Origin of the sequence: Pseudothauera nasutitermitis, assembly GCF_004801295.1 — a bacterium.
Taxonomy (GTDB): Bacteria; Pseudomonadota; Gammaproteobacteria; order Burkholderiales; family Rhodocyclaceae; genus Pseudothauera; species Pseudothauera nasutitermitis.
On the sequence record NZ_SSOC01000005.1, the window covers coordinates 531,633 to 557,986 of the forward strand.

Below are 26,354 nucleotides of genomic sequence, written 5' to 3' on the forward strand. Positions count from 1 at the left end.
GCCTGCGCCTTCATGTTCTTTTTGCGTCGTCCGATATGGTTTGAATCGAGGCCGAACCAAGCCTCGTGTCGAGTATGACAGAGGAGAAATGTTTTGCCGATCTCTTGGATGGCGGGTGCGGTGTCATATATTCGTCTCCGTAAAAGACTCGCAAGACGCCATCTGGATTTTTGGGTGCAAAAAACTCGGAGCCCTCGAAGACAATCCTTTCGACTGGATAGATATGATCCCTCTTGAAAACTCTCGTCCATCGGACATCAAACCCATATCCGGGGTTTCCATTTCCGGACTCCCTGAATTTGCTTTTAATTAGGAATTTTCTAGAGAATGCACGAAATACCTTTATTGGTGTTTCCGCGGTAATGACAGGAGCAAGCAGTTGAAGAATTCTGTTGATGGCAATCGCAACTGGGCGAAATGCTCCACGGGAGGGAGGCATATATATCTTCAATAGATTTCGGTAAATAGATTTGCACATCAAATCCATCATAAGCATGGGGTTGCTTCGATGAAAATCATCGCAAGGCAAAACGTCGATGAATAAGCCTCGTTGCTCGTGCACAGGGCTTTGCGTATCAACAATCCGACTGTATTTGTCCCTGATTCGGCACGGAACACTGTAGTCACTTTCGATTATTCCCGTGGCAGGATCGATCTCTAGGTCAGATGGCAATTCCTTTCTTGCAACCTCCATGAAACGATCAAAATCCCGGCGCGGCATCACGATATCCACGTCGTCGTCCCAAGGGATGAAGCCACCGTGGCGGACGGCGCCAAGGAGTGTGCCGCCATCGAGCCAATAAACTAGACCGTGCTTGGTGCAAATATAGTCGACAATCTTGAGCATGCGCAGTTCGATGAATTGAATTCCACGCAGAGTAGAATTTTGAATATTCCTTTCGTCTGGAAAAATCATGCCGAGAGATGGATTTTTCATGTCGGCATTAATCAACGCTTTCCCCATACTATCGATTTAATCTTTCGGCGAATCGGCTGCTCGATAATGAAACTGTTTTGCTCCATCAATTTGAGGCCGGCAGATTCGAAGGTTGAAATATATAGAGCCTCGTTTCTAATAACACCACCAAAGGACATATAAATTTTTCTTTCGGATTCTGCTAGGCAATCCCTGGTTATTACGATCCCTCCTGACTTTGTCAGATCAGAGATTTTCCGAACAACTCGATCAAAAGCTTGATCGCTGGAGACATGGAGGAGCACGCCCAAGCACAGCACTGCGTCGTATTTCTTGCCGTCGTCGAAAGTGGCGATGTCGCCGCATTCGAATGTGAATGAAATATCGGAAAGATTCGCATAAAGATGTCTTGCAGCATCAAGCGATGACTGCGAAATGTCTTGAAGTGTGACATGGCATTTGCACGGAGCAAATTTTTTAGCCAATGCAATAGAGTGCCCAGTCGAGCTTCCGCCGATGTCGAGGATATTGACAGTATCGGACGCGGGTTGACATAAGCTCTCAAGAAGACGGAGGTAGTAATCTGTCTTGGTGTCAGTATGAAGGGAGTCGGAATGGTCTACGTATTTGTAGCGAAAATGCGCGCGCGCATCCGAGACTTCATCGAGGAAATCGGCTTCGTATTTCTGGTGATTTCTGGCCAGAACGGCATCGCCTGCAATTTCAAGGATGTCGATGATGTCCTCCTCGTGAACGCCGAATTCATGAAGGTATTGCTTGCAAAGGTGAAGGTCGGTGCAGGCGAGAAAAAATTTCTTGATTCCAAGTGCTTGGTAATCATCAAAAACTCTTTTCAAGAGTCGCTTTGGATGAGCGGCATAATTTTCGCCGAGTCCGGCATAGCCTCTTTTGACCGATGTGATAAGGTCGCCCATCTTTTCCGAATGACTGGAAAGTGTAACAAACCGATTGGTATCCTTCGGGAGGCATTCAAGCGTTCCGATGAACGCGATCCTGTCTTCATTGCCTTCGATGCGCTTGGCGACACTGTCCCAGAGATTGATGCATTTAAGCTTGGTGTTGAGCTTAGGAATGAGCTGGTGCGCTGTCAGGCACAGCAGCATGTAATGTCCATGGTTCGACTCGGCCTCCTTCAACTTCCGGTTGAAGATCGAGACCACCTCCGCGACCTTTCCCTGCCGGATGCTTTTTGAGACGGATGGTGTCTGTGTTAGGAAATCCAGCGTGTATTCGGGGAGGTCATTGTCCCAAAGAACTCCTCGCTGCTGGCACTTTTTCAGCATGTACGTCGCCAAGTCGACGCCGGCCACGGTTCCCTTTCCTGAAATGATGTACATGGACGTTCACCATGTCCGAACGAAATCTATTGCCCTCTTGTAGTCGTCGTATGTGTCGATGTCCATCGCGCGCACCTTCAGGCCTTTCATAGGAAGATATTCCTCGATTTGATTAAAGACGGTGCCGGATGTATAACGAACCTTGTCCCTCCGAAGGCAGGCAGGCCCGGTCCATTCATAATCGCCGTTTTCTCGCGAAAACATCACCACGTCGCCGTGCCTGTTCGTGCGAACGAAGACTGCTTCATCCGACGAGCGTTCGGCATAGGCAACATATTCAGATGGATGTTGGAGGCACATCTTGACGTCTTCGGGGTGTACCAACAAATCACCATCCCATTCGATGACGTACTCATTTGCGTCCCGGCTACCCAAATAGAAGCTTGCACCGGTCTGCGTGTTGAAATAGTTGTGGTTGTAGATGAATACGACGTCCCGCCGCTTTTCAAGAACCGCGCTGATGATCGAATTTGCCTCATACCCGACCACGATCCGCAAATCCTCGACATTCTGAAATAAATCCAGCTGCCAATGGATCAGCGGTTTTCCATTAATATCTATCAGCGCTTTGGTCTGCCCAAGCCCAAGTCTGGAGCCGATGCCGGCACAACTCAGAACAACTGATTTAGTTGACGGCATAGTGCCTCCTCGTCGAAAACGGCATAGTCTGCGATAGTAAGAACACTTCTGGCCGGGTAGTGCGTCAGCCCGCATGCGATGGAAACGTGGGCTTCGCGCATGGCTTCAACATCATTGTTTCCGTCGCCAATGAAGACGACTTTTTCGTTTCTATCCTTGTAATGTCTGACCACGTTTTCTTTCTTCAGGATGACCTTTATACGGTCTATCCTGTTATCGATAACTGTAGCTTCCGATCCAAAAAACCGGCAGTCCAGCTTTCTCGACAAACTGGTTGTCCAGCAGGTCAGATTACCGGTGGCGATGGCGCAATGCTCTGCATTGATTTTGATGAATTCCCGGATTTTCGGGTGCATGGCGACATCTCCCAGCAATTCGTCCACCTTATCGACTGGGAGTTTGCCGAGTATATGAACCCGCTTGATGAAGCTTTCGACGAACGGGATGTTTCCCTGGATCGTTTCCCTCGTCAGAGCTTCTATCTGCTCCGCGACCTGAAAATGTTCAGCAATCAACGGTAAAGTTTCCTGGGAAGTCACCGTTCCATCGAGATCAAAAATGAAAGTGGTCATTCTTACACTGCTTATTCGGTTGACAAGTGCTGGTTACTTCGTCCAACAGTAACACGTGCGGATCTCGATACGGGGTACGTCCGATGCCCTGCTCGTGATGCTGCATTTTCAATCCCCCATCCAGTTTTCCACCCGCATTCCCGCAGAACAAGTCAAAGTAGTTGTCGCCTGATTCATGCAACCAACGTCACTATGTTTTCAGCATGAAGTCACCGCGTATACCGTGCGGCGAGGGCGTCAGGGCAATCACCTGCGCACAGTCTTTCAAGCTCGCTTCCCGGTGCGCAATAACCACGATGGTCTTGCTGCCGGAAAGTGCCCGTACCGCCTCGTTGACCGCAGCCTCTGTCGCGCCATCCAGCGCGCTCGTCGCCTCGTCCATGAACAATACCAGTGGATCGCGATAGAGGGCGCGGGCAATGCCGATGCGCTGGCGCTGCCCGCCGGAAAGGCGTATGCCACGGTCGCCCACCGGTGTGTCGTAGCCCTGAGGCAGTTCGTTCATCACAAAGTCGTGGATTTGCGCGGCGCAGGCGGCGCGTTGCACGGCCTGCATGTCGATCTGATCGGCAGCGGTGCCGAAGGCGATATTGGCGGCCACGCTGGCATCGGCAATGTAGATGTGCTGCGGCACGTAACCGATGGCGGCCTGCCAGGCGGGCAGGTTCCGCGCGGTGACGGGCTGACCGTCCACGCTCAAGGTGCCGGCCTGCGGGCAGAGCAGGCCGAGCAGGATGTCCATTACTGTGCTTTTGCCGGCGCCGCTGGGGCCTTGGATGCCCACGCTGGTGTTGACCGGGATGACGAGGTCGAAGCTGTCGAGCACAGGCTTGCCGAGCGTGGCGGAGTAGGCGTAGCGGATACCGCTGAGGCGGATTTCCTGCCGGGGCACGATGGGTGGCTGATTGGTCGGCGCGGCGGTGGGTAGCGGTAGCGACATGTCGCGGTACAGGCCGTCCAACGTGGCGCTGACGAACTTGAGGCGGGCAAAGCCTCGGTACATGATCTGCGCGGCGGGCAGCATGCGGTAGGCGGCAAAGCCGTAAAGGCCCAGCGCGGGCAGCACGTGCGCCACGTCGCCGCTCTTGAGCAGCAGTGCCAGGGCGATGAGGATGAGGCCGGTGTAGCCGGTGGCTTCCACCAGGTAGAGCGGAGTCTGGCTCAGGGTTTCGTTGGCGGCCATGTGGCGCGCCTGGGTGCGCGAAGCCTGCTGGTAGCGCTGCTGATAGGCGGCTTCGGCATGGGTGATCTTGATGTCGCGGATGCCTTGCAGGGCTTCGTTGCAGGTCTGGTAGCGCTGGCGGTTGGCTTCCACTATTTCGGTGCCGATGCGCTTCAAGCGCCGGCGCACCAGCAGGTAGATGAGGCCGTAGAGCGTGCCCACTACGGCCACGATGGCCAGCGCGGTGAGTGGGTTGTAGGCGAACACCAGCGCCAGCATGGCGAGCAGCACGATGCCTTGCACGATGACTTGCGAAAACGGCTGGATGAGGTTGCCCATGACCATGTCCACCTCGGCCAGGATGCTTTTGGAGAGTTCCGCCGTGTTGCGGTGGATGAAGAATTCGTAGGGCTGGGCCAGGTAGCGGGCAATCAACCGGCTGCTGATGGAATGCCGCAGCAGGTGCACAAAGCGGTTGAGCAGGTGCTGGGTGATGGTCTTGAAGACGGACGAGGCCAGTACCAGCACGACGGAAGCCAGCCCCAGGGCGATGATGAATGTGCGGGGCTCGGCGAACCCCAGGCTGGCGTAGAGGGCGTGCAGCCAGGGGTTTTCTTCGATCACACCGGGCCGCGCCAGCACCGAGAGGAACGGCATGATGGAGATGACACCCACGGTTTCGGCCATGGCCATGAACAAGGCGAGCAGCAGCATCCACACCGCCTTGCGCTGCTCGGCGGGGGTGAAGAGTTGCCAGACTTTTTTGAGGGTGTCGTGCATCAGTCTTCCGTGCCTTTCAGCATGCGTCCGCCCCGGTCGGTAAGCCGATATTTTTGCAGCCGGCTCTGTGGTCTGTCTGGAAGGGTCATTTCGATGATGCCGAGTTCCAGCAGGCGGCGAACTTGCTTGTGTAGCTCGCCCGATACCGTGGCGTGGCCCAGGGCCTTGGCCAGTTCGGCTTTGCCGGCGGTTTGTTCGCGCAGCAGCAGCGCTACCTTGGCTGCTAGCCGTGACTCTAGCCGTGACTCTAGCCGTGACTCTAGCCGTGACGGATCGGCATGTTTATCGCCTGAGACTGGATGATCGTCGGATGTGGGCGGGCCTGGGGCATGATGCCGCCCCAAGTAAATGCTCAGCCGCAAGCCGGTGGCAATTTCCGCGATGACGGGTTCCGGCAGCCCCAGCCGGGCGGCTTCACCGAAGATGCGCCGGATGCCGCTACCCCATTGTTCGGTCAGCCCAAGTTCGCGGAACACGCGGGCGATGACCGGGTTGCGGATGCGGGAGACGCCGCTTTTCATGTCGTCGATGGTCATGCCCGGCAACAGCAGGCCGGGGCTTTCGATGTCGATGCGGTCGTCGAAGAAGGCAACCCGGATGGGCGCGCCGCGCTGGGCGTAGTCGCTGTGCACCAGGGCATTGACGATGGTCTCGCGCAGCATGGCCAACGGAATGCTCCAGACGTCTTCGCGTCGCATGGCGCCGAAGCGGGCGGTCTTGAAGGCGTGCTTTTTCAGGAACAGTTCGATCTGTTCCACGGCGTCGGGCAGGTGGGCATGCACTTCGTGCTGGTCGAAGATGTCCACCTTGTCGAGCCCGCGAAAGCGCCCGCACTGTACCCAGGCGTCGGGGAAGTGCTGTTCGCGTTCCTTGCCGAACAGCAGTACGGCGCCTTGCGTGGGCACCGGGCGACCTTGTTCGAGGCGCAGCAGCTTCAGGGTTTGCAGGGCCTTCTCGTCCACTGTCCGTTCGGGGCCGAACAGGCGCGCGATGGCTGCCAGGTCCAGATCGTCCGTGCCCAGGTCCGGCATGGGCTGTTCGTCGAACACCAAGCCGGCGGCTGCGCGGCGCGTCTCGGCAATCCAGTCAGGCCCAGCCTGCCGGTTGCTGGAGCCCAGACGCACGTAAACGCCTTGTGCGGGGCCCTGGCTGTTAAGGTAGTGCGGCCGGGCACTGCTGGGAAACACTTCCACCACCAACACCGTGTATTGGTTGACGCCCAGCAGTTCGACGCTGGGTACCAGGCGCGGCGAGATGCCGTCAGCAATCAGGTTACAGATGCGCTCTTCTGCGTCCAGCGGATCGGCCACTCCAACTACCTGGCGCGCATCGTCCACCCCGATGACCAGCCGGCCTCCCGCCGAGTTGGCGAAGGCCACCACCGTCTTGAGCACATTGCGCGGCGATGACAGGTCGCGCTTGAACTCCAGCGTCTTGCCTTCGGGCTGCTTGAGCAACGGATCCATCGGCAGTTTCATGGTTGGTAGCGGGGGCGGTGAAGCAGAGGTCCGGTATTTACGGCGGCGACCAGCATAGCCGCCACCTCATCCTGCTGCATTTCGCTCGGGCCCTGGCTTCCTTGTAATACCGCTCGGCCTCGGGGAAGTCGCCGGCCTTGAAGCCCAGGGCCTGGAAATACGGCTGCGTATGCACCGGAATGTAGCATCGTTTGTCAGGGCTATGCCGCCCTCGGCGATGGTGATGGTTTTGACGAACCGGGATGAACCGGCGTCATGGACTACAATGGCCGCCCTGTTTCCAGCCTATACTCGAAAAGCCGATGAGTACCCTGCCCTCCTGCCCCCAATGTAGTTCCGAATACACCTACGAAGACGGCACCAACTACGTGTGCCCGGAATGCGCGCACGAATGGCCGCAGACCGTCGCAGCGAGTGAGGAGGAAAGCCGCGTGGTGCGTGACGCCAACGGCAACGTGCTGCAGGACGGCGACACGGTGGTGGTGATCAAGGATCTGAAAGTGAAGGGCGCTTCTTCCGTGCTGAAGGTGGGCACCAAGGTGAAGAACATCCGCCTGGTGGAGGGCGACCACGATATCGACTGCAAGATCGACGGTTTCGGATCGATGGGGCTGAAGTCGGAGTTCGTGAAGAAGGCCTAAACCGGGCGATTGCCCCACATCGACCAGCACCATCCCAATCTTGGGGGTTGATAACCTACTCCATCCCCCACTTCTGCAGCCGATAGCGCAACTGGCGCAGGGTAAGGCCCAGGCGGCGGGCGGCGGCCGAGCGGTTCCAGCGCGTTTCGTCGAGCATGCGCAGGATGCGGATGCGCTCGTCGTCGGAATCGGCATCGGGGAGGTCGCAGGCATCCAGCGCATCGTAGCGCGGCAACGCCCGCATCAAGCCCTCGGTAGGATGCAGGTCGATGTCCTGCGGGCCGATTTCCTCGCCGTCGCACAGCGCGCAGGCGCGTTCCAGCAGGTTTTCCAGTTCGCGCACGTTGCCCGGGAAGAGGTGTTGGCGGAGCAGATCGACCGCCACGCGCGACAGGCGGCGCGGCGCGGTGCCTTCGCGCTCGGCGAGGCGGGCGAGGATGTGCGCGGCGAGATCGGGCACGTCTTCGGGGCGCTCGCGCAGGGGCGGCACGCGCAGGGTGATGACGTTGATGCGGAAGTAGAGGTCCTGGCGGAAACGGTTTTCCGCGACCAGTTGGGTGAGGTCGCGGTGCGAGGCGGACAGCACGCGCACGTCCACGGGTTCTTCTTCCTGCCCGCCCACCGGGCGCACGGCGCGTTCCTGGATGGCGCGCAGCAGCTTGACCTGCATGGCCAGCGGCAGTTCGGCGACTTCGTCGAGGAACAGGGTGCCGCCGCTGGCGGCCTGGAAGAGGCCTTGTTTGTCGTTGGCGGCGCCGGTGAAGCTGCCTTTCTTGTGGCCGAAGAATTCGCTTTCCATCAGCTCGGGCGAAATGGCGCCGCAGTTCACCGGCACGAAGGGCCCGGCGGCGCGCGGCCCCAGGCTGTGGATGAGGCGGGCGATGACTTCCTTGCCGGTGCCGGATTCGCCCTGGATGAACACCGGGGCCTGGTTGCGCGCGAGTTTTTCCACCTGCGCGCGCAGTTGCGCAAGCGCGGCGGAGCGGCCGACCAGGTCGCGCCCTTCCGCGCCGGCCGGCGGCGGGGCGGCCTGGCTGCGCAGGGCGTTGGCGACCAGTTCGCGCAGGCGCTTGAGTTCGACCGGCTTGGTGACGAAATCGAAGGCCCCGAGCTTGAGCGCGCGGATGGCGGTTTCGATGCTGCCGAAGGCGGTGATGACCGCCACCGGCAGGCCGGGGTGACGGTTCTGGATGTGTTCGACCAGTTCCAGCCCGTCACCGTCGGGCAGGCGCATGTCGGTAAGGCACAGGCGGTAGCGCCGGCTGTCGAGCAGGCGGCGGGCCTCGCCCACCGAGCCGGCGGTGTCGCAGCCCAGGCCCATGCGCAACAACGAGAGTTCGATGAGTTCGCGGATGTCGCTTTCGTCGTCGATCACCAGCACGTCGATCGCGCGGGCGCGGGATTCATCGCTGTTCATGATGTGCTCCGGCCGGTCAGGGTGAAATGCGCGCCGCCTTCGCCGGGGGCGAGTTCCAGCACGGCGCCGTTGGCTTCGGCGAGTTCGCGGGCGATGTACAGCCCCAGCCCGGTGCCTTTGGGGTGGGAGGTGAAGAAGGGTTCGAAGATCTTCGCGCGGTCGGCCTCGGACACGCCGGGGCCATCGTCGGAGACGTGCAGGATGACCACGCCCGGGGTGTCCGTTTCCGCACGGATCCGGATGGAACCCGGTGCGCCGCTGCAATGGCGGCGGGCATTGTCGAGCAGGTTCACGAGGATCTGCTGCAGATGGGTACGATCCGCGGAGAAGCTGACGTCGGCGGCGATGTCGATCTGGAAGATGCGGCGCTCTTCTTCGCCGCACCCCAGGCAGAGCTGATCCACCAGCCCGCCGACGAATTCGTTCAGCGGCACGGTGTCGGGCAAGGCCTCGTCACGCCGGCCGAGGGCCAGCACGTCGCGCACCATGCGTTCGATGCGCCCGGCATTGTCGTTGATGATGCGCACCAGGCGCGCCTGCATGTCGCGGCGGTTTTCGTCGAGCAGCAGTTCGGCGGCCTGCGAGACGGCCGACAGCGGGTTGCGGATTTCGTGCGCCATGCTGGCGGTGAGCCGCCCCAGCGCGGCCAGCTTGAGTTGCTGGATCTGGCGCTGGATTTCCTCGAAATCACTGAGGTAGATCACCGTGTAGATCACCGTGTCGCCATCGCCGCCGGCTTCCACGGTACGGCAGCGTAGGCTGCGCCTGGCGCGGCCGAGACGGGTCAGGCTGTCCTCACGGCCGCGCTCGACGGTACGCGCTGCCAGAAAGGCGTCCAGCTCGCTGAGCAGCGCGCCTTCGGGCAGATCGATGCCGAGCAGGTTGGAGGCCCGCGCGTTGGCGTGGCGGATGCGCCCTTCGGCATCAAGCACGATCACGCCATCCTGCAGGTCGCGGATGATGCGTTCGTTGATGGCCTGCTGGCTGGCCAGTTCGGCGCCCCGGCGGCGGGCCAGCGCTTCGTTGGCCTGCGCGCGGCGGGCGAGCAGGCGGGCGATGACGGCAATGGCGAAGAAGCCCGCGCAGGCGATGCCGACCTGGAAGAAGTCGGCGGGCCAACCGCCGGAAATGAACCGCCAGGTGTTTTCCGAGAGCACCAACACGGTCGCCAGCGCCGCGTGGAACAACACGGTGCGCTCGCGCGACACCAGCCCGGAGCCCGCCAGCACCACGGTCATCAGCAGCAGGGGCACGCCGCTGCGGTAGCCGCCGCTGGCCCACATCAGCACGGCCAGCGCGACGATGTCGATGACGCCCTGCAGGGCGGCCACGCGGTCGAAGCCCAGACGCTGGATGGCATCCGGAAAGCCCAGCAGCAACACGGCGGTGAGGTACACGACCGCCGCGCCGAGGAACACACGGGGCGATTCGCCGCCCAGGTTCAGTTCCTGCCCGGCGACGACGAACAGCCCGGCCAGGATCAGGCGGAATACGTTGAGATAGCGCAGGGAAACGCGGCGGGTCTGCTCCAAGCCGTCGAAAGCGGGCGCAACCGCGTTCATTCAGGGCCTTCCGCTGCCCAGCCTGCGATGCTCTTCGCTGCAGTAGAAGGCACCTTCGTGGCGCACGCCCTCGCTCTCCGGCACATGCACGCCGCAGTGGCGGCAGGCCAGCATGCGCTCGGCGGCGGCCTTCTTCGCCTTGCCGCCGGCCGGGCCCCTGCGCGCGCTCATCCTGCGCAGGGCGTTGCGCACCCACCAGACGGCGATGACGACGAGAATGAAGATCAGCAGAGTGCGCACGGCGACAGGCGAAGATGGGGAAGCGGGCCGGCGCAGTGTAGCACGCGGGCGGGGCGGCTCTCAGCGTGCCAGCAGGCGCTCGCCCTCGCGGCGGGCCACGCCGGCACGCAGCAGTTCGTCGACCAGCCAGATGGTCAGCGCATCCACCGACAGGCCGAGGAAACGCGTGTTGGCGATGCGGTACAGCGGCACTTCGGCCAGCTGTCCGGCCAGTTCATCGACCGTCATGGCGCGGCGCTCCAGCAGGGTGAAGGTGACGCAGGCACGCATGGCGTTGCGCGCGATGCGCGCGCCGTCCTGCTCGAAGGCGCGGATGCGGCCGAAGGCGCGCTCCAGCGCGTCGTCGAACTCCACGAAGGGCGATCCGTGGCCGGGAATCACCACCTCCACCGGCAGGCGGGCGATGGCTTCCAGCGTGCGGCGCGCCTCCCCCAGGCCGTCGCCGCTGCCCAGCACGTCGGCGAACAGGATGCCGAAGCCGTCGCGCCACAGGGCATCGCCGGAGATCAGCACGCGATGCTCGGGATTGTGGAACACCAGCGCGTCCATGTCGTGGCCGGGGGCGGCCAGTGCCTGCCATTGCAGCCCGCCGGCGACGAAGGATTCACCGGCGGCCAGCGCGTGGTCGGCACTGAAGCGTTCGCCGTGCTGGGCGGCCACGCTGAGCAGCAAAGCCTCCTCATCCCAGCGCTGCACGGCGTCGAACATGCCGGCGGGTACGGTGATCTCGCAGCCGAAGGCGCGGCGCAGCGCCGCGTTGCCGCCGATGTGGTCGGAGTGCGAGTGGGTGTTGATCAGCCGGGTGAGCGGCTTGTCGCCGAGGCCTGCGCGCAGCAGGGCGACGGTCTGCCCGGCATGGCTGAGGTAGCCGCTGTCGATCAGCGTGGCGCCGTCACCGTCGTCGAGCAGGATGTTGTTGGCCGACAGCCAGCCGCGTTCGAACACCCGCAGCCCGTCGGGCAGGCGCACCGGCGCGGTCAATCGCTGCCCTCGCCGAGCGCGGCGGCCACGTTGGGCGGCAGCGGGGCTTCCACCGCGGAAGGCTGCGAATGCGGCATTTCCGCCGCTGGCGGCTCGGCCACCGGCACGCCGTGGATTTCTTCCGACGTACGTCCGCAGCCCAGACACACGCCGGTGTCCCAGTCGATCATGCACACACCCACGCACAGCGCATCGCCACTCATTCCACATTCTCCAATCCATCCAGACCCCGCGCGGCACGCCGGCCGGCCACGGCAGCCAGGATGCGCCGCCGTTCGGCATCGTCCGCAGCGCCCCAGCGCGCGATCTCGTCCAGCGTGCGCAGACAGCCGGCGCACAGGCCGCTGTCCGGCTCCATGCGGCATACGTTGATGCAGGGCGAGGGGATGCCCTCCTTATTGATTCGAACCGGCACCGTGCTCCCCGGAAGATAGCGCCGACCAAAGGCCAAGATGCTCCACGAAGGGATCGAAATCCCGATCGCTGTACAGTAGCGGCAAGGCTGATTCGATGCAGCGCGTGGCGATCACGGTATCAATGGTCTTGCGCACGGTGATCCCCATCGAACGCAAAATCCGGTAATTCCGCGCCGCCTGGATGGCGATGTCCTGCCCACCCAGCTCGACGAGCTCCAGCGAAGTCATCAGTTTCCTGGCCTGGTTGAAATCCCGCTCATTGGAGAAACCCTGCAGTACCTCGGTCAGGATCAGGTCGCCGATCGCAATCAATTCGACACCCAGCAGGGCATCCAGCTTTTCCGTCTGGGGTGTCGGGACGCCACGGAAGTAGTCGATCCAGACACTGGAATCGACCAGGATCATCGGTCGGTTCTCATCGCATCCAGATCACCCTGCCACGCAAGCTTGCCGCGAAAGCTGCGGATTTCTTCCTGCTGGCGCAGACGCAGCAGAGTGCGCAGGCCCAGTTCGACAGCCTCACGCTTGGTTTTCAGCCCTGTGGCCCGCAAGGTGCTGTCCATCAGTTCGTCATCAATCAGGATGTTGGTGCGCATGATGTGTATCCTTTTGCAGTTTCATACACATTATAGGCAACCCCCACTGCCTCACAAGCGTATCGGCCGCTACACGCCAGCCTTGGCCCGCTTGGCCAGCACCGCGCGGGCCACGCGCGAGGCCGGCGCCCGGCCCAGTTGCGCGCTGATCCAGGCGGCCACGTCGACCAGCACGTCCAGGTCGACGCCGGTTTCGATGCCCATGCCGGCGAACAGCCAGACCAGCTCTTCCGTGGCCACGTTGCCGGAGGCGCCGGCTGCATACGGGCAGCCGCCCAGCCCGCCCACCGAGGCATCGAACACCGCCACGCCCATTTGCAGCGAGGCGTACACGTTGGCCGCCGCCATGCCATAGGTGTCGTGATAGTGGCCGGCTAGGCGTTCCACCGGCACGCGGCGCGCCACCGTTTCGAGCATGCGCGAGATGGACGCCGGGTTGCCGGTGCCGATGGTATCGCCCAGGGAGATTTCGTAACACCCCATGCCAAGCAGGGTTTCCGCCACCTCGGCGACCTTCCCGGGGGTCACCGGGCCCTCGTACGGACAGCCGGCCACACAGGATACGTAGCCGCGCACGCGCACGCCGGCCGCGCGCGCCGCCTCGGTGACCGGGCGGAAGCGCTCCAGCGATTCGGCGATGGAGCAGTTGATGTTCTTGCGGCTGAAGGACTCGCTGGCCGCGCCGAACACCGCCACCTCGCGAGCGCCGGCTGCCAGCGCGGCTTCGAAGCCCTGCAGGTTGGGGGTGAGCACCGGGTAGTCCGGCCCGGCCGGCGCCGCGCCGCCCAGCACGCGGGCGAGCACCTCGGCGTGGTCGGCCATCTGCGGCACCCACCTGGGCGAGACGAAGGCAGTGGCCTCGATGGCCGGCAGGCCTGCGGCGGCCAGCCGGCGGATCAGTTCGACCTTGGTATCGGCGGGCACCAGTTGCTTTTCATTCTGCAGGCCGTCGCGCGGGCCGACTTCGACGATGCGCACCTTTTGCGGCAGATTCATGCCAACGCCTCCTTCACTCCGCCAACGCTTCGAACTCGACCAGTTCCGCGCCGTCGCCGACCTGATCGCCCACGCCGAAGCGGAAGGCCTTCACCGTGCCGGCGGCCGGCGCGGCAATGGTGTGCTCCATCTTCATCGCCTCCAGGATCAGCAGCGGCGCGCCCTTTTCCACCCTGGCGCCCGCGCTGGCGACCAGGGCAATGACCTTGCCCGGCATCGGCGCCCTCATTTGCCACCCTCCTCCGCCTTCCGCGCCGCCGCCCTCGCCGGCATGATGCAGCGGATCGACGGCGGCCAGCACCCAGGCGCGGCCCTGCACGAACACGTGGCGGCGGCCGGCGGCGGCGATCACCGTGGCGTCCAGGCGGCGGCCGTCGAAATCCGCGCGCAGCAGGCCGCGCGGGTTGAGTTCGCCGTGGGCGCTCACCGCGCCTCCCGCGTATTCCAGCCGGTAGCCGCCCGACGGCAGGTAGGCCACGCTCACCGCCACCTCCTGTTCCTGCCAGCGGAACCGCAGCACGCGGCGCGCGGCGGCGTTGAGCCGCCAGCCGTCGCGCGCGTGCCACGGCGAGGCCGGGTGAGCGTCGCGGCGCGCGCGTTTTTCCGCCAGCGCGCGCTCGCGCAGCAGTTCGGCCAGCGCGGCGGCGAACAACACCTCGGCCGGCGCCGCCGTTTCGGCGGGGAACAGATAGGCGTGCTCGCGCTCGATCAGCCCGGTGTCCAGATCCGCGTTGGCGAAGGCCGGGCAGGCGGCCAGGCGGGCGAGGAAATCGACGTTGTTGGCCACGCCCACCACGCGGTAGTCGGCCAGCGCCTGCAGCAGACGGGCCAGGGCACGCTCACGGCTGGCGGCAGCATCCCCGCCCTCGTCCCAGACGATCAGCTTGGCGATCATCGGATCGTAGTGCGGGCTGATCTCGTCGCCCTCTTCCACGCCGGTGTCCACCCGCACGTGCAGGTTCTCGGCAGGCGGCGCCAGATGCACCAGCCGGCCTGTGGACGGCAGGAAGCCCTTGTCCGGGTCTTCCGCGTAGATGCGCGCCTCGAAGGCGTGGCCGCGAATGCGCAGTTGCTCCTGTGCCAGCGGCAGCGGCTCGCCGGCGGCCACGCGCAGCTGCCATTCCACCAGATCCAGGCCGGTGATCATCTCGGTGACCGGGTGCTCGACCTGCAAACGGGTGTTCATTTCCATGAAGTAGAAGGAGCCATCTTGATTGGCGATGAACTCCACCGTGCCGGCGCCCACGTAGCCCACCGCCCTGGCCGCATCCACCGCCGCCTGGCCCATGGCCGTGCGGCGCTCGGGGGTCATGCCCGGCGCGGGGGCTTCTTCCAGCACCTTCTGGTGGCGGCGCTGCACCGAGCAGTCGCGCTCGAACAGGTACACCACGTTGCCGTGGGCATCGCCGAACACCTGGATTTCGATATGGCGCGGGCGGGTGATGTACTTCTCCACCAGCACGTGATCGTCGCCGAAGCTGGAGGCCGCCTCGCGCTTGCACGAGGCCAGCGCGTCGGGGAAGTCCGCGCCCTTCTCCACCAGCCGCATACCCTTGCCGCCACCGCCGGCGGCGGCCTTGATCAGCACCGGGTAGCCGATGGCGTCCGCCTCACGTTGCAGGCGGGCGGGGTCCTGGTCGTCGCCGTGGTAGCCGGGAGTGAGCGGCACGCCGGCCGCTTCCATGAGTTTCTTGGCTTCGGACTTGGAACCCATGGCGCGGATCGCCGACACCGGCGGACCGATGAAGACGATGCCGGCCTCATCGCAGGCGTGGCAGAAGGCTTCGTTTTCCGACAGGAAGCCGTAGCCCGGATGGATGGCCTGCGCGCCGGTGGCCTTGGCCGCGGCGATGATGCGCTCGATGACCAGATAGCTTTCCCGCGCGGCGGCCGGGCCGATCAGCACCGCCTCGTCGGCCAGGCGCACGTGGCGGGCATCGGCGTCGGCCTCGGAATACACGGCGACGGTCCGGATGCCCATGCGGCGCGCGGTCTTGATGACGCGGCAGGCGATTTCACCGCGGTTGGCGATCAGGATCTTTTCAAACATCTCGTCTCCCCCAGGCTTTTTCAGCTCATGAAGTGGCCGGCCGCTGGCGCGGCCGGAATATCCGTTTGACGAAGCGCCACAGCAGCACGATCAGCGCCACCGCGAACAGCACGAAAACCAGCAGCCCGAGGGCGAACCACAGCGGGTTGGTGAACAGCAGCCACAGCCCGCCGAGGAACATGGCGTCCTCGCCGAAGGAGGCCAGCACGTTGCTGACCGGCTCCGGCGAGGTGTTGATCGCCGCGCGCGCGCCGGCCTTGGCAAGATGGGTGCCGGCCGCCAGCGAACCGCCCAGCAGGCCGGCGATCACCTGGGTGGCAGCGCCCTGGTCGCCCATCACTCCGGCGGCCAGCGCGGCGCCGGCAGGGATGCGGATGAAGGTGTGCAACCCGTCCCACAGCGAATCCAGCCAGGGCAGCTTGTCGGCGAAGAATTCGGCGAACAGCATCAGGCCCGAGAGGCCCAGCACCCAGGAATGGGTGAGCACCTCCAGCCCGCCGGGCAGTTGCACGCCGCCGAAGCGCCCCAGCGCGCCGAGCGCGAACACCAGCGCGTACAGGCGCAGCCCGCTCGCCCAGCCGAGCCCGGCGGCCAGCACGGCCAGCGAGGCGAGGTCGAGCGGCAGGCCGCTCCAGTCGAGCAGCGGGGCCGGGTCGGGCAGGCGGTCCAGCCAGTCCGTGGGGTTCATCGCGTGGCGCTCACGGCAAGGACATCAAACCTTGGACACCCAAGCCGGCGGACGTTTCTCCAGAAAGGCCCCCAGCCCCTCGCGCGCTTCCGGCGTGGCGCGCAGCCGCGCGATGCGCCGGGCGGTGTCTTCCACCAGCGCGTCGCTCAACGGACGGTTGGCCACTGCAGCGATCAGTTCCTTGGCCTCGGCCTGCGCGCGGGGGCCGCCTTGCAGCAGCGCCCGGGCGATTTCCGCCACCTTGGCGTCCAGCTCTTCGGTGGCAACGCACTCGTGCACCAGGCCGATGTGCACCGCGCGCGCCGCATCGATGCGTTCCGCGCTCTGGAAATAGCGCAGGGCCTGACGTGCGCCGATGGCGCGCAGCACGTAGGGGCCGATGGCCGCCGGAATGATGCCCAGGCGCACTTCGGACGTGGCGAACACCGCCTGCTCGCCGGCCACGCAGAGGTCGCAGGCGCTCGCCAGCCCCATGCCGCCGCCCAGCGCGGCGCCGTGCACGCGGGCGATGGTGGGTTTGCGCAGTTCCGCCAGCGTGCGCAGCATGCCTGCCAGCTTCATGGCGTCGGCGAAGTTGTCGGCCTCGCCCGCCTCGCCGGCGGCCTTCATCCAGTTGAGGTCCGCTCCGGCGGAAAAGCTCTTGCCCCGCCCGCCCAGCACCACCACTCGCACCGCATCGTCGGCGTCCAGCTCCTGGCACGCCTCCGTCAGTTCGGCGATGAGTTGCGTGTTGAAGGCGTTGTGGACGTCCGGACGGTTCATCCACACGGTGGCGATGCCTTTGTCGATGTCGATTTCCAGGGTTTCGTACATGCCGCGCCGTCTCCTCGCCTCTCCGGGGCATTCAATCCTTGTCAGGGGCAAACCAGTTTTCCAGGCGCAAGCCCTGGAAACATTCGAAATCGCGGGTGTTGCCGGTGACCAGCGTCAGGTCGCGGGTGGCGGCGGTGGCGGCAATCTGACTGTCCAGCGTCGGGGGCGGCCTGCCCTGCGCCAGCAGGCGTGCAAGCTCGTGCGCCAGCCAACGGGCCGCCTCGCGATCAAAGGGCAACACTTCCAGTCCCCCAGGTGCGAACAGGTTGCGGTAGCCGCCGCGCAGATATTTTCCCCGAGCTGTATCGCCCAGTTTCTCGACGCCCGCCCACAGCTCCAGGTACACGATGCTGGCGGTCACGCAATCACGCTCGCAGGCGCGCACCTTGGCGGCGACGGAAGCATCCGGCCGCGGACGCACCAGTTCGGACAGTATGTTGGTATCCAGCAGGTACTTCATGCGCTCTTCTTTCCTGCTTTGCGGCGCACGGGATCAGCCGGTGCAGCTTCCGCAGCGCGCAGGGCCTGCACGTGGGCATCAATGTCCGCGTAGCTGCTATCGCCGAAGTCGACCCGCGGAGCGAAAAGCTCACCGCCGCCCGCCGCCAGTTCATCCTCCCGCAACCCTTCCAGATCGGCCGGCACGTGGGCGCGCCAGCCATCCAGCCGCGCCAGCCAGGACGGCACACTGCCCTCCCTCCGTTGCAGACGGGCATATTCGTCCACGGACAGCACCACAGCCACCGCCTTGCCGCGTCGGGAAATGGTCACCGCCTCGCCCGCTTCGGCCTGGTGAATCAGGGCGGGCAGCCTGTTCTTCGCATCGGCAATCGAGATCATCACGCACCTCATAATAGCTATCTACATAGCTATTTTAGACCGCATTGCCCGGATTACATCCGGAACACGCCGAACCGGGTCGGTTGGATCGGCGCATTGAGCGCGGCCGACAGGCTGAGCCCCAGCACGCGGCGGGTCTGCGCCGGGTCCACCACGCCGTCGTCCCACAGGCGCGCGGTGGCGTAGTAGGGGTGGCCCTGAAGCTCGTACTGTTCGCGGATCGGCGCCTTGAAGGCTTCTTCCTCTTCCGCGCTCCAGGCGCCGCCCTTGGCGGAGATAGAGTCGCGGCGCACGGTGGCGAGCACGCTGGCGGCCTGCTCGCCGCCCATCACGCTGATGCGGCTGTTGGGCCAGGTCCACAGGAAGCGCGGCGAATACGCCCGGCCGCACATGCCGTAGTTGCCGGCGCCGAAGCTGCCGCCGATGAGGGTGGTGATCTTGGGCACCTGCACGGTGGACACGGCGGTGACCATCTTGGCGCCGTCCTTGGCGATGCCGCCGTTCTCGTACTTGCGGCCGACCATGAAGCCGGTGATGTTCTGCAGGAACAGCAACGGGATGCCGCGCTGGCCGCACAGCTCGATGAAGTGCGCGCCCTTCTGCGCGGATTCGCCGAACAGGATGCCGTTGTTGGCGACGATGCCCACCGGGTAGCCGTGCAGTTGCGCGAAGCCGGTGACCAGGGTGCTGCCGTAGCGCGCCTTGAATTCGTCGAAGCGCGAGCCGTCCACCACGCGGGCGATGATCTCGCGCACGTCGTAAGGCTTGCGCGTGTCGGTGGGCACGATGCCGTAGATTTCCTCGGGATCGTAGGCGGGTTCTTCACCCTCGCCCAGCGCCAGCCCCTGCGGCTTGACCCGGTTGAGGTTGGCGACGATGCGCCGCGCGATGGACAGCGCGTGGTTGTCGTTTTCCGCCAGGTGATCCGCCACGCCGGACAGGCGCGTATGCACGTCGCCGCCGCCCAGGTCCTCGGCGCTGACCACTTCGCCGGTGGCCGCCTTCACCAGCGGCGGGCCGCCGAGGAAGATGGTGCCCTGGTTCTTGACGATCACGGTTTCGTCGCTCATCGCCGGCACGTAGGCGCCGCCGGCGGTGCACGAGCCCATCACCACGGCGATCTGCGGAATGCCCTTGGCGGACAGGTTGGCCTGGTTGTAGAAGATGCGGCCGAAGTGGTCGCGGTCCGGGAACACCTCGTCCTGCTTGGGCAGGAAGGCGCCGCCGGAATCCACCAGGTAGATGCACGGCAGGTGGTTCTGCTCGGCGATCTCCTGCGCGCGCAGGTGCTTCTTGACCGTCATCGGGTAGTAGGTGCCGCCTTTCACCGTGGCGTCGTTGGCGACGATCATGCATTCCACGCCCTGCACCCGGCCGATGCCGGCAATCACCCCGGCCGAGGGCGCGTCGCCGCCGTACATGCCGTAGGCGGCCATCTGGCCCACTTCCAGAAAGGCCGTGCCGGGGTCCAGCAGATGATCGACGCGGTCGCGCGGCAGCAGCTTGCCGCGCGCGCTGTGCTTGGCGCGCGCGGCCTCGCCGCCGCCCTGGGCCACCTCCGCCGCCTTGCCGCGCAGGTCTTCCACCAGTGCCCGCATGGCGGCCGCGTTGGCCTGGAATTCCGCGCTTCTCGGATTGATGGCGGATTTGATCGTGCTCATGTCTCCTCGTCCCCCGTCGCCTGGAACCAGGCAAAAGACTACTCCCGATCAGCACGCCACAAGTGCCAACAAGGTTGCAATTCGTGCCACGGATGCGCAGGATCGAACTTCATGAAAACCCTGCTCCCCGCCCCCGCCGACCTCACCCGTGGCCGTGCCGAGACGCCGGTCGCCTTCATCCGCGCGATAATCCTGGGCTACCGCGCGCGGGGAATGGATCCGGCCAGCGCCCTGCGCCAGGCGCGGATTCCGCAGGCATCGCTGGACGACCCCGCCGCCCGCGTCACCGCCGCGCAGATGGAAACCATCTCGGCGCTGGCCATGCAGGAGCTGGACGACGAGGCGCTGGGCTGGTTCTCGCGCCGGCTACCGTGGGGCAGCTACGGCATGCTGGCGCGCGCCTCGCTCACCTCGCCGACGCTGGAAATCGCCCTCAAACGCTGGTGCCGCCACCACCGCCTGCTCACCGAAGACCTCACGCTGGAGTTCACCCAGGCCCGCCACGCGGCCACCCTGCGCATCCGCGAAGCGCGCGACTTCGGCGAGATGCGCGAGTTCTGCCTGGTTTCCATGCTGCGCAACCTGCTGGGCTATGCTTGCTGGCTGATCGACTCGCGCATCGCGCTGGCCGAGACCACCCTGCCCTTTCCCGCCCCGCCGCACGCGGACGCCTACCCCTACCTGTTCCCTGGCCCGCTGCGCTTCGACGCGCAGACCGCCGGCTTCAGCTTCGACGCCCGCTACCTCGCCCTGCCCCTGCGCCGCGACGAGAACGCCCTGCGCGCCATGTTGCAGCGGGCCCTGCCGCTCACCGTGCACCAGTACCGCCGCGACCGCCTGCTGGTGCACAGCGTCGGGCAAATCCTCGCCGCCGCCCCGGACGCCGCCCACACGGCGGAGGACGTCGCCGCGCGGCTCAACGTCTCGGTACGCACGCTGCACCGCCAGTTGAAGGAAGAGGGCCTTTCGCTGCAACGCCTGAAGAACGAGGTGCGGCGCGAGCAGGCCATCAAACTGCTGTTGCAGACGCAAAAGCCGGTGAAGCAGGTGGCGGCGGCCGTGGGCTTCGACAGCGAGAAAAGCTTCTCGCGGGCGTTCCGGGCGTGGACGGGCACCACGCCGAGGCGATTCAGGCGCCAGGACTGAGGGCCGCCACGGCGACCGGGAAACACCCGGCGCACCGTGGCGGGCAGGCGGGGCTCAGAACCCGCCCGTCTCCAGCCAGCGCTCGATCTGCGGAATGCGGTCCACGCCCCAGAAGGGCTCGCCGTCCACGAACACGAAAGGCGAGCCGAACACGCCGTGGGCGATGGCCTGGGCGCATTCGTCCTTCAGCCGCTGGCGGACCGCCTCCCCCGCCAGCGCCCCGGCCAGCGCGGCGCGGTCCGCCCCGGCGGCCGCGGCGATGTCCAGTACCAGCGTTTCCTGCGAAATGTCGCGGCCCTCGGCGAAGTAGGCGCGGTAGACGTCCTGGGCAAAGCGCCGGGCCAGCGCCGGGTCGCGCTCGTCCAGCCAGTAGAAGGTGCGCGCCGCCACCTGGGTGCCGATCGGGAAGACCGCCGGCACCGTCCACGGCAGGCCCAGGAAGCGCGCCGTGCGGTCGAAGTCCCGGTAGGCGTAGGGGCCCTTCAACTCGGCCGCGAGCATCGGCCCGCCGCCGGTCTGCTTGTATACCGCACCCAGCAGGAAGGGGCGCCAGCGCACCGCGCGGCCGTGGGCCGCGGCCAGGGCGTCGATCTTCTCGGCCATGAAATAACCGTAGGGCGAGGAGAAGTCGAAGTAGAAGTCGATCGGTTCGGCCATCGTTTTACCTCCGCCCGTGCGTTCAGCCGGCCAGTGCGCGGCCGATGACAAGGCGCTGGATGTCGCTGGCGCCCTCGTAGATCTGGCACACCCGCACGTCGCGGTAGATGCGCTCGACGGGGAAGTCGCTCACGTAGCCGTAGCCGCCATGCACCTGGATGGCGTCGGAGCACACCGCCTCGGCCATCTCGGAGGCGAACAGCTTGGCCATCGAGGCCTCCTTCAGGCAGGGCCGGCCGGCGTCCTTCAGGCTGGCGGCATGCCACACCAGCTGGCGCGCTGCCTCCAGCCGGGTGGCCATGTCGGCCAGGCGGAAGTTCACCGCCTGGTGCTCGAAGATGGGCTTGCCGAAGGCTTCGCGCTCCTGCGCATACTTCACCGCTGCTTCCAGCGCGGCGCGCGCCATGCCCAGGCATTGCGCGGCGATGCCGATGCGCCCGGCTTCCAGGTTGGACAGCGCGATGCGGTAGCCCTCACCTTCCGCACCGAGCAGGTTCTCCGCCGGGATGCGGCAGTTCTCCAGCAGGATCTGCGCGGTGTCCGAGGCCTTCTGGCCCATCTTCTCCTCGATGCGCGCGACGATGTAGCCGGGGTTGTCGCAGGGCACCAGGAAGCAGGAGATGCCCTTCTTGCCCGCGGCCTTGTCGGTGACCGCGAAGACGATCGCCACGTCCGCCTCGCGTCCGGTGGTGATGAACTGCTTGACGCCGTTGAGCACCCACTCGTTGCCGTCCTTCACCGCGGAGGTGCGGATGGCCGAGGCATCCGAACCCACATGCGGCTCGGTGAGGCAGAAGCAGCCCAGCTTCTCGCCGCGCGCCAGGGGCTTCAGCCACTGTTCCTTCTGCGCGTCGCTGCCGAAGCGCGCCGGGATGCCGCAGGCCAGCGAGTTCTGCACACTGACGATGGTGGAGGTGGCGCCGTCGCCGGCGGCGATCTCTTCCAGCGCCAGCACCAGGCTCATGTAGTCCATGCCGGCGCCGCCCCATTCCTCCGGCACCACCATGCCCAGCGCGCCGAGCCCGGCGAGTTCCTTCAGCGCCTCGTGCGGGAAGGTGTGGTCGCGGTCCCATCCGGCGGCGAACGGGGCGAGGCGCTCCTGCGCAAAGGCGCGCAGGGAGTCGCGGATCATTTCCTGTTCCTGGGTCAGGATCATTTTGTTCTGTCTCCTCCGCCCGCTGGATCAGGCGAGTTCCAGCGCCAGCGCGGTGGCTTCGCCGCCGCCGATGCACAGGCTGGCCACGCCGCGCTTCTTGCCGTACTGGCGCAGCGCGCCGAGCAGCGAAACAATGATGCGCGCGCCGGACGCGCCGATGGGATGGCCCAGCGCGCAGGCGCCGCCATGCACGTTGACGCGCTCGTGCGGCAGGTTCATTTCCTTCATCGCCGCCATGGTGACCACGGCGAAGGCTTCGTTGACCTCCCACAGATCCACGTCCGCGCTCTGCCAGCCGGCCTTGTCCAGCACCTTTTGCATGGCGCCCACCGGGGCGGTGGTGAACCAGCGCGGCTCCTGGGCGTGGGTGGCGTGCGCCAGGATGGTGGCGAGCGGCGCGAAGCCCAGGCGTTCTGCGGTGGAGCGGCGCATCAGCACCAGGGCTGCGGCGCCGTCGGAGATCGAGCTGGAGTTGGCGGCGGTGACCGTGCCGGTCTTGCTGAACGCGGGCTTGAGCGTGGGGATCTTTTCCGGCTGGGCCTTGAGCGGCTGCTCGTCATTCTCCACCAGCACGTCGCCCTTGCGGCCGGCCACCGTGACCGGCGCCACTTCCCACTTGAACAGCCCTTCCTTGATGGCCTTCTGCGCGCGGGTCGTGGAGGCGATGGCGAACTCGTCCTGCGCTTCGCGGCTGAAGGAGAAATGTGCCGCGCAGTCCTCGGCGAAGGTGCCCATCAGGCGGCCCTTGGTTTCGTCCGAGTAGCGGTCTTCCAAGCCGTCGAAGAACATGTGGTCCAGCGTCTGGCCGTGGCCCAGGCGGTAGCCGCCGCGCGCCTTGGGCAGCAGGTAGGGGGCGTTGGACATGGATTCCATGCCGCCGGCGACCATCACCTCGTTGCTGCCGGCGAGCAGCAGGTCGTGGGCCAGCATGGTGGCCTTCATGCCGGAGCCGCACACCTTGTTGATCGTGGTGCACCCGGCCGCCAGCGGCAGGCCGGCACCCAGCGCGGCCTGGCGGGCGGGGGCCTGGCCCAGGCCGGCGGGCAGCACGCAGCCCATGATGACTTCCTGCACCTGCTCGGCGGACAGCCCGGCGCGCTCGACGGCGGCACGGATGGCCGCCGCACCCAGTTGCGGGGCGAGGAGCGCGGCGAGTTCGCCCTGGAAGCCGCCCATCGGCGTGCGGGCGGCGGAAACGATGACGACGGGGTCGGTCATAGGTGGTGCTCCTAAATGGTGTACCGGCGGAGCGCGCGCCCCGCGCGGGACTTACAGGGTTTCGGCGAACAATTCCCGGCCGATCAGCATGCGGCGGATTTCCGAGGTGCCGGCGCCGATCTCGTACAGCTTGGCGTCGCGCCACAGGCGGCCCACCGGGTATTCGTTGGTATAGCCCACGCCGCCCAGCGCCTGGATGGCTTCGCCGGCCATCCAGGTGGCCTTTTCGGCGGTGTACAGGATGACCCCGGCGGCGTCCTTGCGCAGGCTGCGGGCGTGGTCCGCGCGGTCGCAGGCCTGGCCCACGGCATAGGCGTAGGCGCGGCAGGCCGACCAGGTGGAGTACATGTCGGCCACCTTGCCCTGCATGAGCTGGAATTCGCCGATGGGGGTGTCGAACTGCCTGCGCTCGTGCATATAGGGCACCACCGCGTCCATGCACGCGGCCATGATGCCCAGCGGGCCGCCGGCGAGCACCGCACGCTCGTAGTCCAGCCCGCTCATCAGCACTTTCACGCCGTTGCCCACGCCGCCCAGCACGTTCTCTTCCGGCACTTCCACGTCGTCGAAGAACAGCGGGAAGGTGTTGGAGCCGCGCATGCCCAGCTTGTCCAGGTGGGTGCCGTGGGTGAAGCCCTTCATGCCCTTTTCGATGAGGAAGGCGGTGATGCCCTTCGGGCCGGCGGCGAGGTCGGTCTTGGCATACACCACCAGGGTGTCGGCATCGCCACCGTTGGTGATCCACATCTTGGCGCCGTTGAGCACGTAGCGGTCGCCCTTCCTGTCGGCGCGCAGCTTCATGCTGACCACGTCGGAGCCGGCGTTGGGTTCGCTCATCGCCAGCGCGCCCACCTGCTCGCCGGAAACCAGGCCGGGCAGGTACTTGCGTTTCTGCGCCTCGCTGCCGTTGCGGCGGATCTGGTTCACGCACAGGTTGGAGTGCGCGCCGTAGGACAGGCCCACCGAGGCCGAGGCGCGGGAGATTTCCTCCATGGCGATGATGTGGGCCAGATAGCCCATCGCCGTGCCGCCGTATTCCTCTTCCACGGTCATGCCATGCACGCCCAGGTCGCCGAGCTTCTTCCACAGGTCGGCGGGGAATTCGTTCACCCGGTCGATCTCGGCCGCGCGCGGGGCGATCTCCGCCGCGCAGAATGCGCGCAGGGTGTCGCGCAGCATCTCGATGGTCTCGCCCAGGGCGAAATCCAGGCTGGGAATGTTCATGTAGTCGTCTCCTCCACGCGCGTATGCGCTGTCTTCTGTCTTGATCCGCCCGCCCTGTTCTCAGGCGGTGCGTTCGGCCTTGTCCGGCAGTGCCATGATGGTCTGCTGCATCACCGCGCACAAGTTCCAGCGCTCCGCCTTCACCGCGAACACGTCGGCGCGGGTGACGATCAGCGTGCGCCCGGGGCGGATCACCTCGCCACGGGCGATCAGGCGCTCGCCCTCGGCCGGGGCCACCAGGTTGAGCTTGTATTCCACGGTGAGCACGCTGGCGCCGGCCGCGACCAGCGAGTTGGCGGCGAATCCGCCGGCGTTGTCGGCGATCATGCCGACGATGCCGCCGTGGATGTAGCCGTGCTGCTGGGTGATGTCCTCACGGTAGGGCAGCTCGATCTCGACGAAGCCCGGCTCCACCAGCAGCAGGCGCGCGCCGATCAGCTCCATGGCGCGCTGGCGCTCGAAGCTGGCGCGCACGCGCGCCGCGTAGCCGGCGTCGCGTGGCTGGAAGATCGGTGCATCACGTCGCATCGTCGTGTCTCCTCCAGTGGGGTGCATCGGATCGTCGTGCCTGTTCCGTGCGCATTCTGTCGTTGTTATTACGTTTACGTCAACGTAAACTCAAGCGCAAAAAACGGCTCATCCACGCATGCGGCGCGCCAGTTCGGCACGCGCGGCGGCCGCGCCGGCGGCATTGTCGCCGAGCAGGGCGGAACACTGGCGTTCCAGCATGTCGATCTCGGCGAGCACCGCCTCGATATCCTCGCGCTGCTGCACCAGCGCCGCGCGGCGCTCGGCGAGCACGCCCTGGAAACGTTGCAACTGGGGCGCCGAGTTGCGCACGCCGTCGTACATGTAGAGCAGTTCCTTGATCTCGGCGAGCGACAGGCCCAGGCGCTTGCCGCGCAGGGTCAGGCGCAGGCGGGTGCGGTCGGCGCGGCTGTAGATGCGCGCGCGGCCGCTGCGCGCCGGGTTGAGCAGGCCCTGGTCCTCATAGAAACGGATGGCGCGCGCGGTGATGCTGAACTCGCGCGCCAGCTCGGTGATGGTGTAGGTTTGTTCGGTGGCCATGCCGGTGCCCGTGACAGCCGGCGCCCACATGCGCCGACCGGAATTATTAGCGCCTTGTTTTATAACAACAAAGCTTTTC

At 65.2% G+C, this 26,354-nt stretch carries 29 protein-coding genes; 2 read left to right on the forward strand and 27 right to left on the reverse strand.

Annotation, left to right across the window (positions count from 1 at the left end):
* Nucleotides 1-10 precede the first annotated feature (10 nt).
* From E6C76_RS15710 to E6C76_RS15735, 6 genes are all read right to left on the reverse strand, one after another.
* Nucleotides 11-937, reverse strand: a complete 927-nt coding sequence (locus tag E6C76_RS15710; protein ID WP_168734363.1) for a LicD family protein — start codon at nt 935-937, stop codon at nt 11-13.
* An 11-nt stretch (nt 938-948) separates the two neighbouring features.
* Nucleotides 949-2,274, reverse strand: coding sequence for a class I SAM-dependent methyltransferase (locus E6C76_RS15715; RefSeq protein WP_136349165.1), 1,326 nt, complete (start codon nt 2,272-2,274; stop codon nt 949-951).
* 6 nt (nt 2,275-2,280) lie between these two features.
* Nucleotides 2,281-2,913 (reverse strand): phosphocholine cytidylyltransferase family protein, encoded by a 633-nt coding sequence (locus E6C76_RS15720; RefSeq protein WP_136349166.1) that lies wholly within the window; start codon nt 2,911-2,913, stop codon nt 2,281-2,283.
* The gene (locus E6C76_RS15725; RefSeq protein ID WP_136349167.1) at nt 2,886-3,485 is read right to left on the reverse strand and encodes an HAD-IB family phosphatase; all 600 of its coding nucleotides are present in this window, start codon (nt 3,483-3,485) and stop codon (nt 2,886-2,888) included. Before E6C76_RS15725 ends, E6C76_RS15720 begins: the two co-directional genes overlap by 28 nt.
* A gap of 190 nt (nt 3,486-3,675) precedes the next feature.
* A complete protein-coding gene (locus E6C76_RS15730; RefSeq protein ID WP_136349168.1) occupies nt 3,676-5,427 on the reverse strand; it encodes an ABC transporter ATP-binding protein in 1,752 nt (583 codons plus the stop codon).
* Complete coding sequence (locus tag E6C76_RS15735) at nt 5,427-6,905, reverse strand: AlbA family DNA-binding domain-containing protein (protein WP_136349169.1); 1,479 nt, start codon at nt 6,903-6,905, stop codon at nt 5,427-5,429. The genes E6C76_RS15730 and E6C76_RS15735 overlap by 1 nt, the downstream gene beginning before the upstream one ends.
* A 302-nt stretch (nt 6,906-7,207) precedes the next feature.
* On the opposite strand from E6C76_RS15735, the gene E6C76_RS15740 reads away from it, so the two are divergent.
* The gene (locus tag E6C76_RS15740) at nt 7,208-7,546 is read left to right on the forward strand and encodes a zinc ribbon domain-containing protein YjdM (protein WP_136349170.1); all 339 of its coding nucleotides are present in this window, start codon (nt 7,208-7,210) and stop codon (nt 7,544-7,546) included.
* Between the two features lie 55 nt (nt 7,547-7,601).
* Here the strand turns inward: E6C76_RS15740 and E6C76_RS15745 are convergent, their stop codons facing one another.
* From E6C76_RS15745 to E6C76_RS15815, 15 genes are all read right to left on the reverse strand, one after another.
* Nucleotides 7,602-8,963 carry a sigma-54-dependent transcriptional regulator gene (locus E6C76_RS15745; protein WP_136349171.1) on the reverse strand — a complete coding sequence of 454 codons (1,362 nt, stop codon included), beginning with the start codon at nt 8,961-8,963 and terminating at the stop codon, nt 7,602-7,604.
* Nucleotides 8,960-10,525: a sensor histidine kinase gene (locus E6C76_RS15750; protein ID WP_136349172.1), complete on the reverse strand. Its 1,566-nt coding sequence runs from the start codon at nt 10,523-10,525 to the stop codon at nt 8,960-8,962. Before E6C76_RS15750 ends, E6C76_RS15745 begins: the two co-directional genes overlap by 4 nt.
* A complete protein-coding gene (locus tag E6C76_RS15755; protein WP_136349173.1) occupies nt 10,526-10,765 on the reverse strand; it encodes a PP0621 family protein in 240 nt (79 codons plus the stop codon).
* Nucleotides 10,766-10,825: 60 nt separating this feature from the next.
* On the reverse strand, nt 10,826-11,746 hold the full coding sequence (locus E6C76_RS15760) for an MBL fold metallo-hydrolase (RefSeq protein WP_136349174.1): 921 nt from the start codon (nt 11,744-11,746) through the stop codon (nt 10,826-10,828).
* A complete protein-coding gene (locus tag E6C76_RS15765) occupies nt 11,743-11,949 on the reverse strand; it encodes a DUF1289 domain-containing protein (RefSeq protein WP_136349175.1) in 207 nt (68 codons plus the stop codon). The genes E6C76_RS15760 and E6C76_RS15765 overlap by 4 nt, the downstream gene beginning before the upstream one ends.
* Nucleotides 11,946-12,161: a DUF1289 domain-containing protein gene (locus E6C76_RS15770; protein ID WP_331000019.1), complete on the reverse strand. Its 216-nt coding sequence runs from the start codon at nt 12,159-12,161 to the stop codon at nt 11,946-11,948. Before E6C76_RS15770 ends, E6C76_RS15765 begins: the two co-directional genes overlap by 4 nt.
* Nucleotides 12,142-12,567 (reverse strand): type II toxin-antitoxin system VapC family toxin, encoded by a 426-nt coding sequence (vapC, locus tag E6C76_RS15775; protein WP_136349177.1) that lies wholly within the window; start codon nt 12,565-12,567, stop codon nt 12,142-12,144. Before vapC ends, E6C76_RS15770 begins: the two co-directional genes overlap by 20 nt.
* The gene (locus E6C76_RS15780) at nt 12,564-12,758 is read right to left on the reverse strand and encodes a type II toxin-antitoxin system VapB family antitoxin (RefSeq protein ID WP_136349178.1); all 195 of its coding nucleotides are present in this window, start codon (nt 12,756-12,758) and stop codon (nt 12,564-12,566) included. The genes vapC and E6C76_RS15780 overlap by 4 nt, the downstream gene beginning before the upstream one ends.
* A gap of 69 nt (nt 12,759-12,827) precedes the next feature.
* Nucleotides 12,828-13,754, reverse strand: coding sequence for a hydroxymethylglutaryl-CoA lyase (locus tag E6C76_RS15785; RefSeq protein ID WP_136349179.1), 927 nt, complete (start codon nt 13,752-13,754; stop codon nt 12,828-12,830).
* 13 nt (nt 13,755-13,767) lie between these two features.
* Nucleotides 13,768-15,804 (reverse strand): acetyl/propionyl/methylcrotonyl-CoA carboxylase subunit alpha, encoded by a 2,037-nt coding sequence (locus E6C76_RS15790; RefSeq protein WP_136349180.1) that lies wholly within the window; start codon nt 15,802-15,804, stop codon nt 13,768-13,770.
* Between the two features lie 25 nt (nt 15,805-15,829).
* Complete coding sequence (locus E6C76_RS15795; RefSeq protein ID WP_136349181.1) at nt 15,830-16,492, reverse strand: DUF4126 domain-containing protein; 663 nt, start codon at nt 16,490-16,492, stop codon at nt 15,830-15,832.
* 24 nt (nt 16,493-16,516) lie between these two features.
* Entirely contained in the window at nt 16,517-17,305 is a 789-nt protein-coding gene (locus tag E6C76_RS15800; RefSeq protein WP_136349182.1) for an enoyl-CoA hydratase/isomerase family protein, read from the reverse strand.
* Between the two features lie 31 nt (nt 17,306-17,336).
* On the reverse strand, nt 17,337-17,765 hold the full coding sequence (locus E6C76_RS15805) for a type II toxin-antitoxin system VapC family toxin (protein WP_136349183.1): 429 nt from the start codon (nt 17,763-17,765) through the stop codon (nt 17,337-17,339).
* Nucleotides 17,762-18,145, reverse strand: a complete 384-nt coding sequence (locus E6C76_RS15810; RefSeq protein ID WP_136349184.1) for a type II toxin-antitoxin system Phd/YefM family antitoxin — start codon at nt 18,143-18,145, stop codon at nt 17,762-17,764. The genes E6C76_RS15805 and E6C76_RS15810 overlap by 4 nt, the downstream gene beginning before the upstream one ends.
* 53 nt (nt 18,146-18,198) lie before the next feature.
* Nucleotides 18,199-19,806, reverse strand: coding sequence for a carboxyl transferase domain-containing protein (locus E6C76_RS15815; protein WP_136349185.1), 1,608 nt, complete (start codon nt 19,804-19,806; stop codon nt 18,199-18,201).
* Between the two features lie 111 nt (nt 19,807-19,917).
* Between E6C76_RS15815 and E6C76_RS15820 the strand changes: the two genes are divergently transcribed.
* Nucleotides 19,918-20,952, forward strand: a complete 1,035-nt coding sequence (locus E6C76_RS15820) for an AraC family transcriptional regulator (protein ID WP_136349186.1) — start codon at nt 19,918-19,920, stop codon at nt 20,950-20,952.
* Between the two features lie 54 nt (nt 20,953-21,006).
* On the opposite strand, the gene E6C76_RS15825 is transcribed toward E6C76_RS15820, so the two are convergent.
* The 6 genes from E6C76_RS15825 to E6C76_RS15850 all read right to left on the reverse strand — a co-directional run bounded on the left by E6C76_RS15825 (nt 21,007) and on the right by E6C76_RS15850 (nt 26,275).
* Nucleotides 21,007-21,609 carry a 2-hydroxychromene-2-carboxylate isomerase gene (locus tag E6C76_RS15825; protein WP_136349187.1) on the reverse strand — a complete coding sequence of 201 codons (603 nt, stop codon included), beginning with the start codon at nt 21,607-21,609 and terminating at the stop codon, nt 21,007-21,009.
* A 22-nt stretch (nt 21,610-21,631) separates the two neighbouring features.
* Nucleotides 21,632-22,765, reverse strand: coding sequence for an acyl-CoA dehydrogenase (locus E6C76_RS15830; protein WP_136349188.1), 1,134 nt, complete (start codon nt 22,763-22,765; stop codon nt 21,632-21,634).
* Between the two features lie 27 nt (nt 22,766-22,792).
* Nucleotides 22,793-23,983, reverse strand: a complete 1,191-nt coding sequence (locus E6C76_RS15835) for an acetyl-CoA C-acetyltransferase (protein WP_136349189.1) — start codon at nt 23,981-23,983, stop codon at nt 22,793-22,795.
* Nucleotides 23,984-24,034: 51 nt separating this feature from the next.
* The gene (locus E6C76_RS15840; RefSeq protein ID WP_136349190.1) at nt 24,035-25,207 is read right to left on the reverse strand and encodes an isovaleryl-CoA dehydrogenase; all 1,173 of its coding nucleotides are present in this window, start codon (nt 25,205-25,207) and stop codon (nt 24,035-24,037) included.
* Between the two features lie 60 nt (nt 25,208-25,267).
* Complete coding sequence (locus E6C76_RS15845; RefSeq protein ID WP_136349191.1) at nt 25,268-25,735, reverse strand: PaaI family thioesterase; 468 nt, start codon at nt 25,733-25,735, stop codon at nt 25,268-25,270.
* A 108-nt stretch (nt 25,736-25,843) separates the two neighbouring features.
* Nucleotides 25,844-26,275, reverse strand: coding sequence for a MerR family transcriptional regulator (locus E6C76_RS15850; RefSeq protein WP_136349192.1), 432 nt, complete (start codon nt 26,273-26,275; stop codon nt 25,844-25,846).
* Nucleotides 26,276-26,354: the final 79 nt, after the last annotated feature.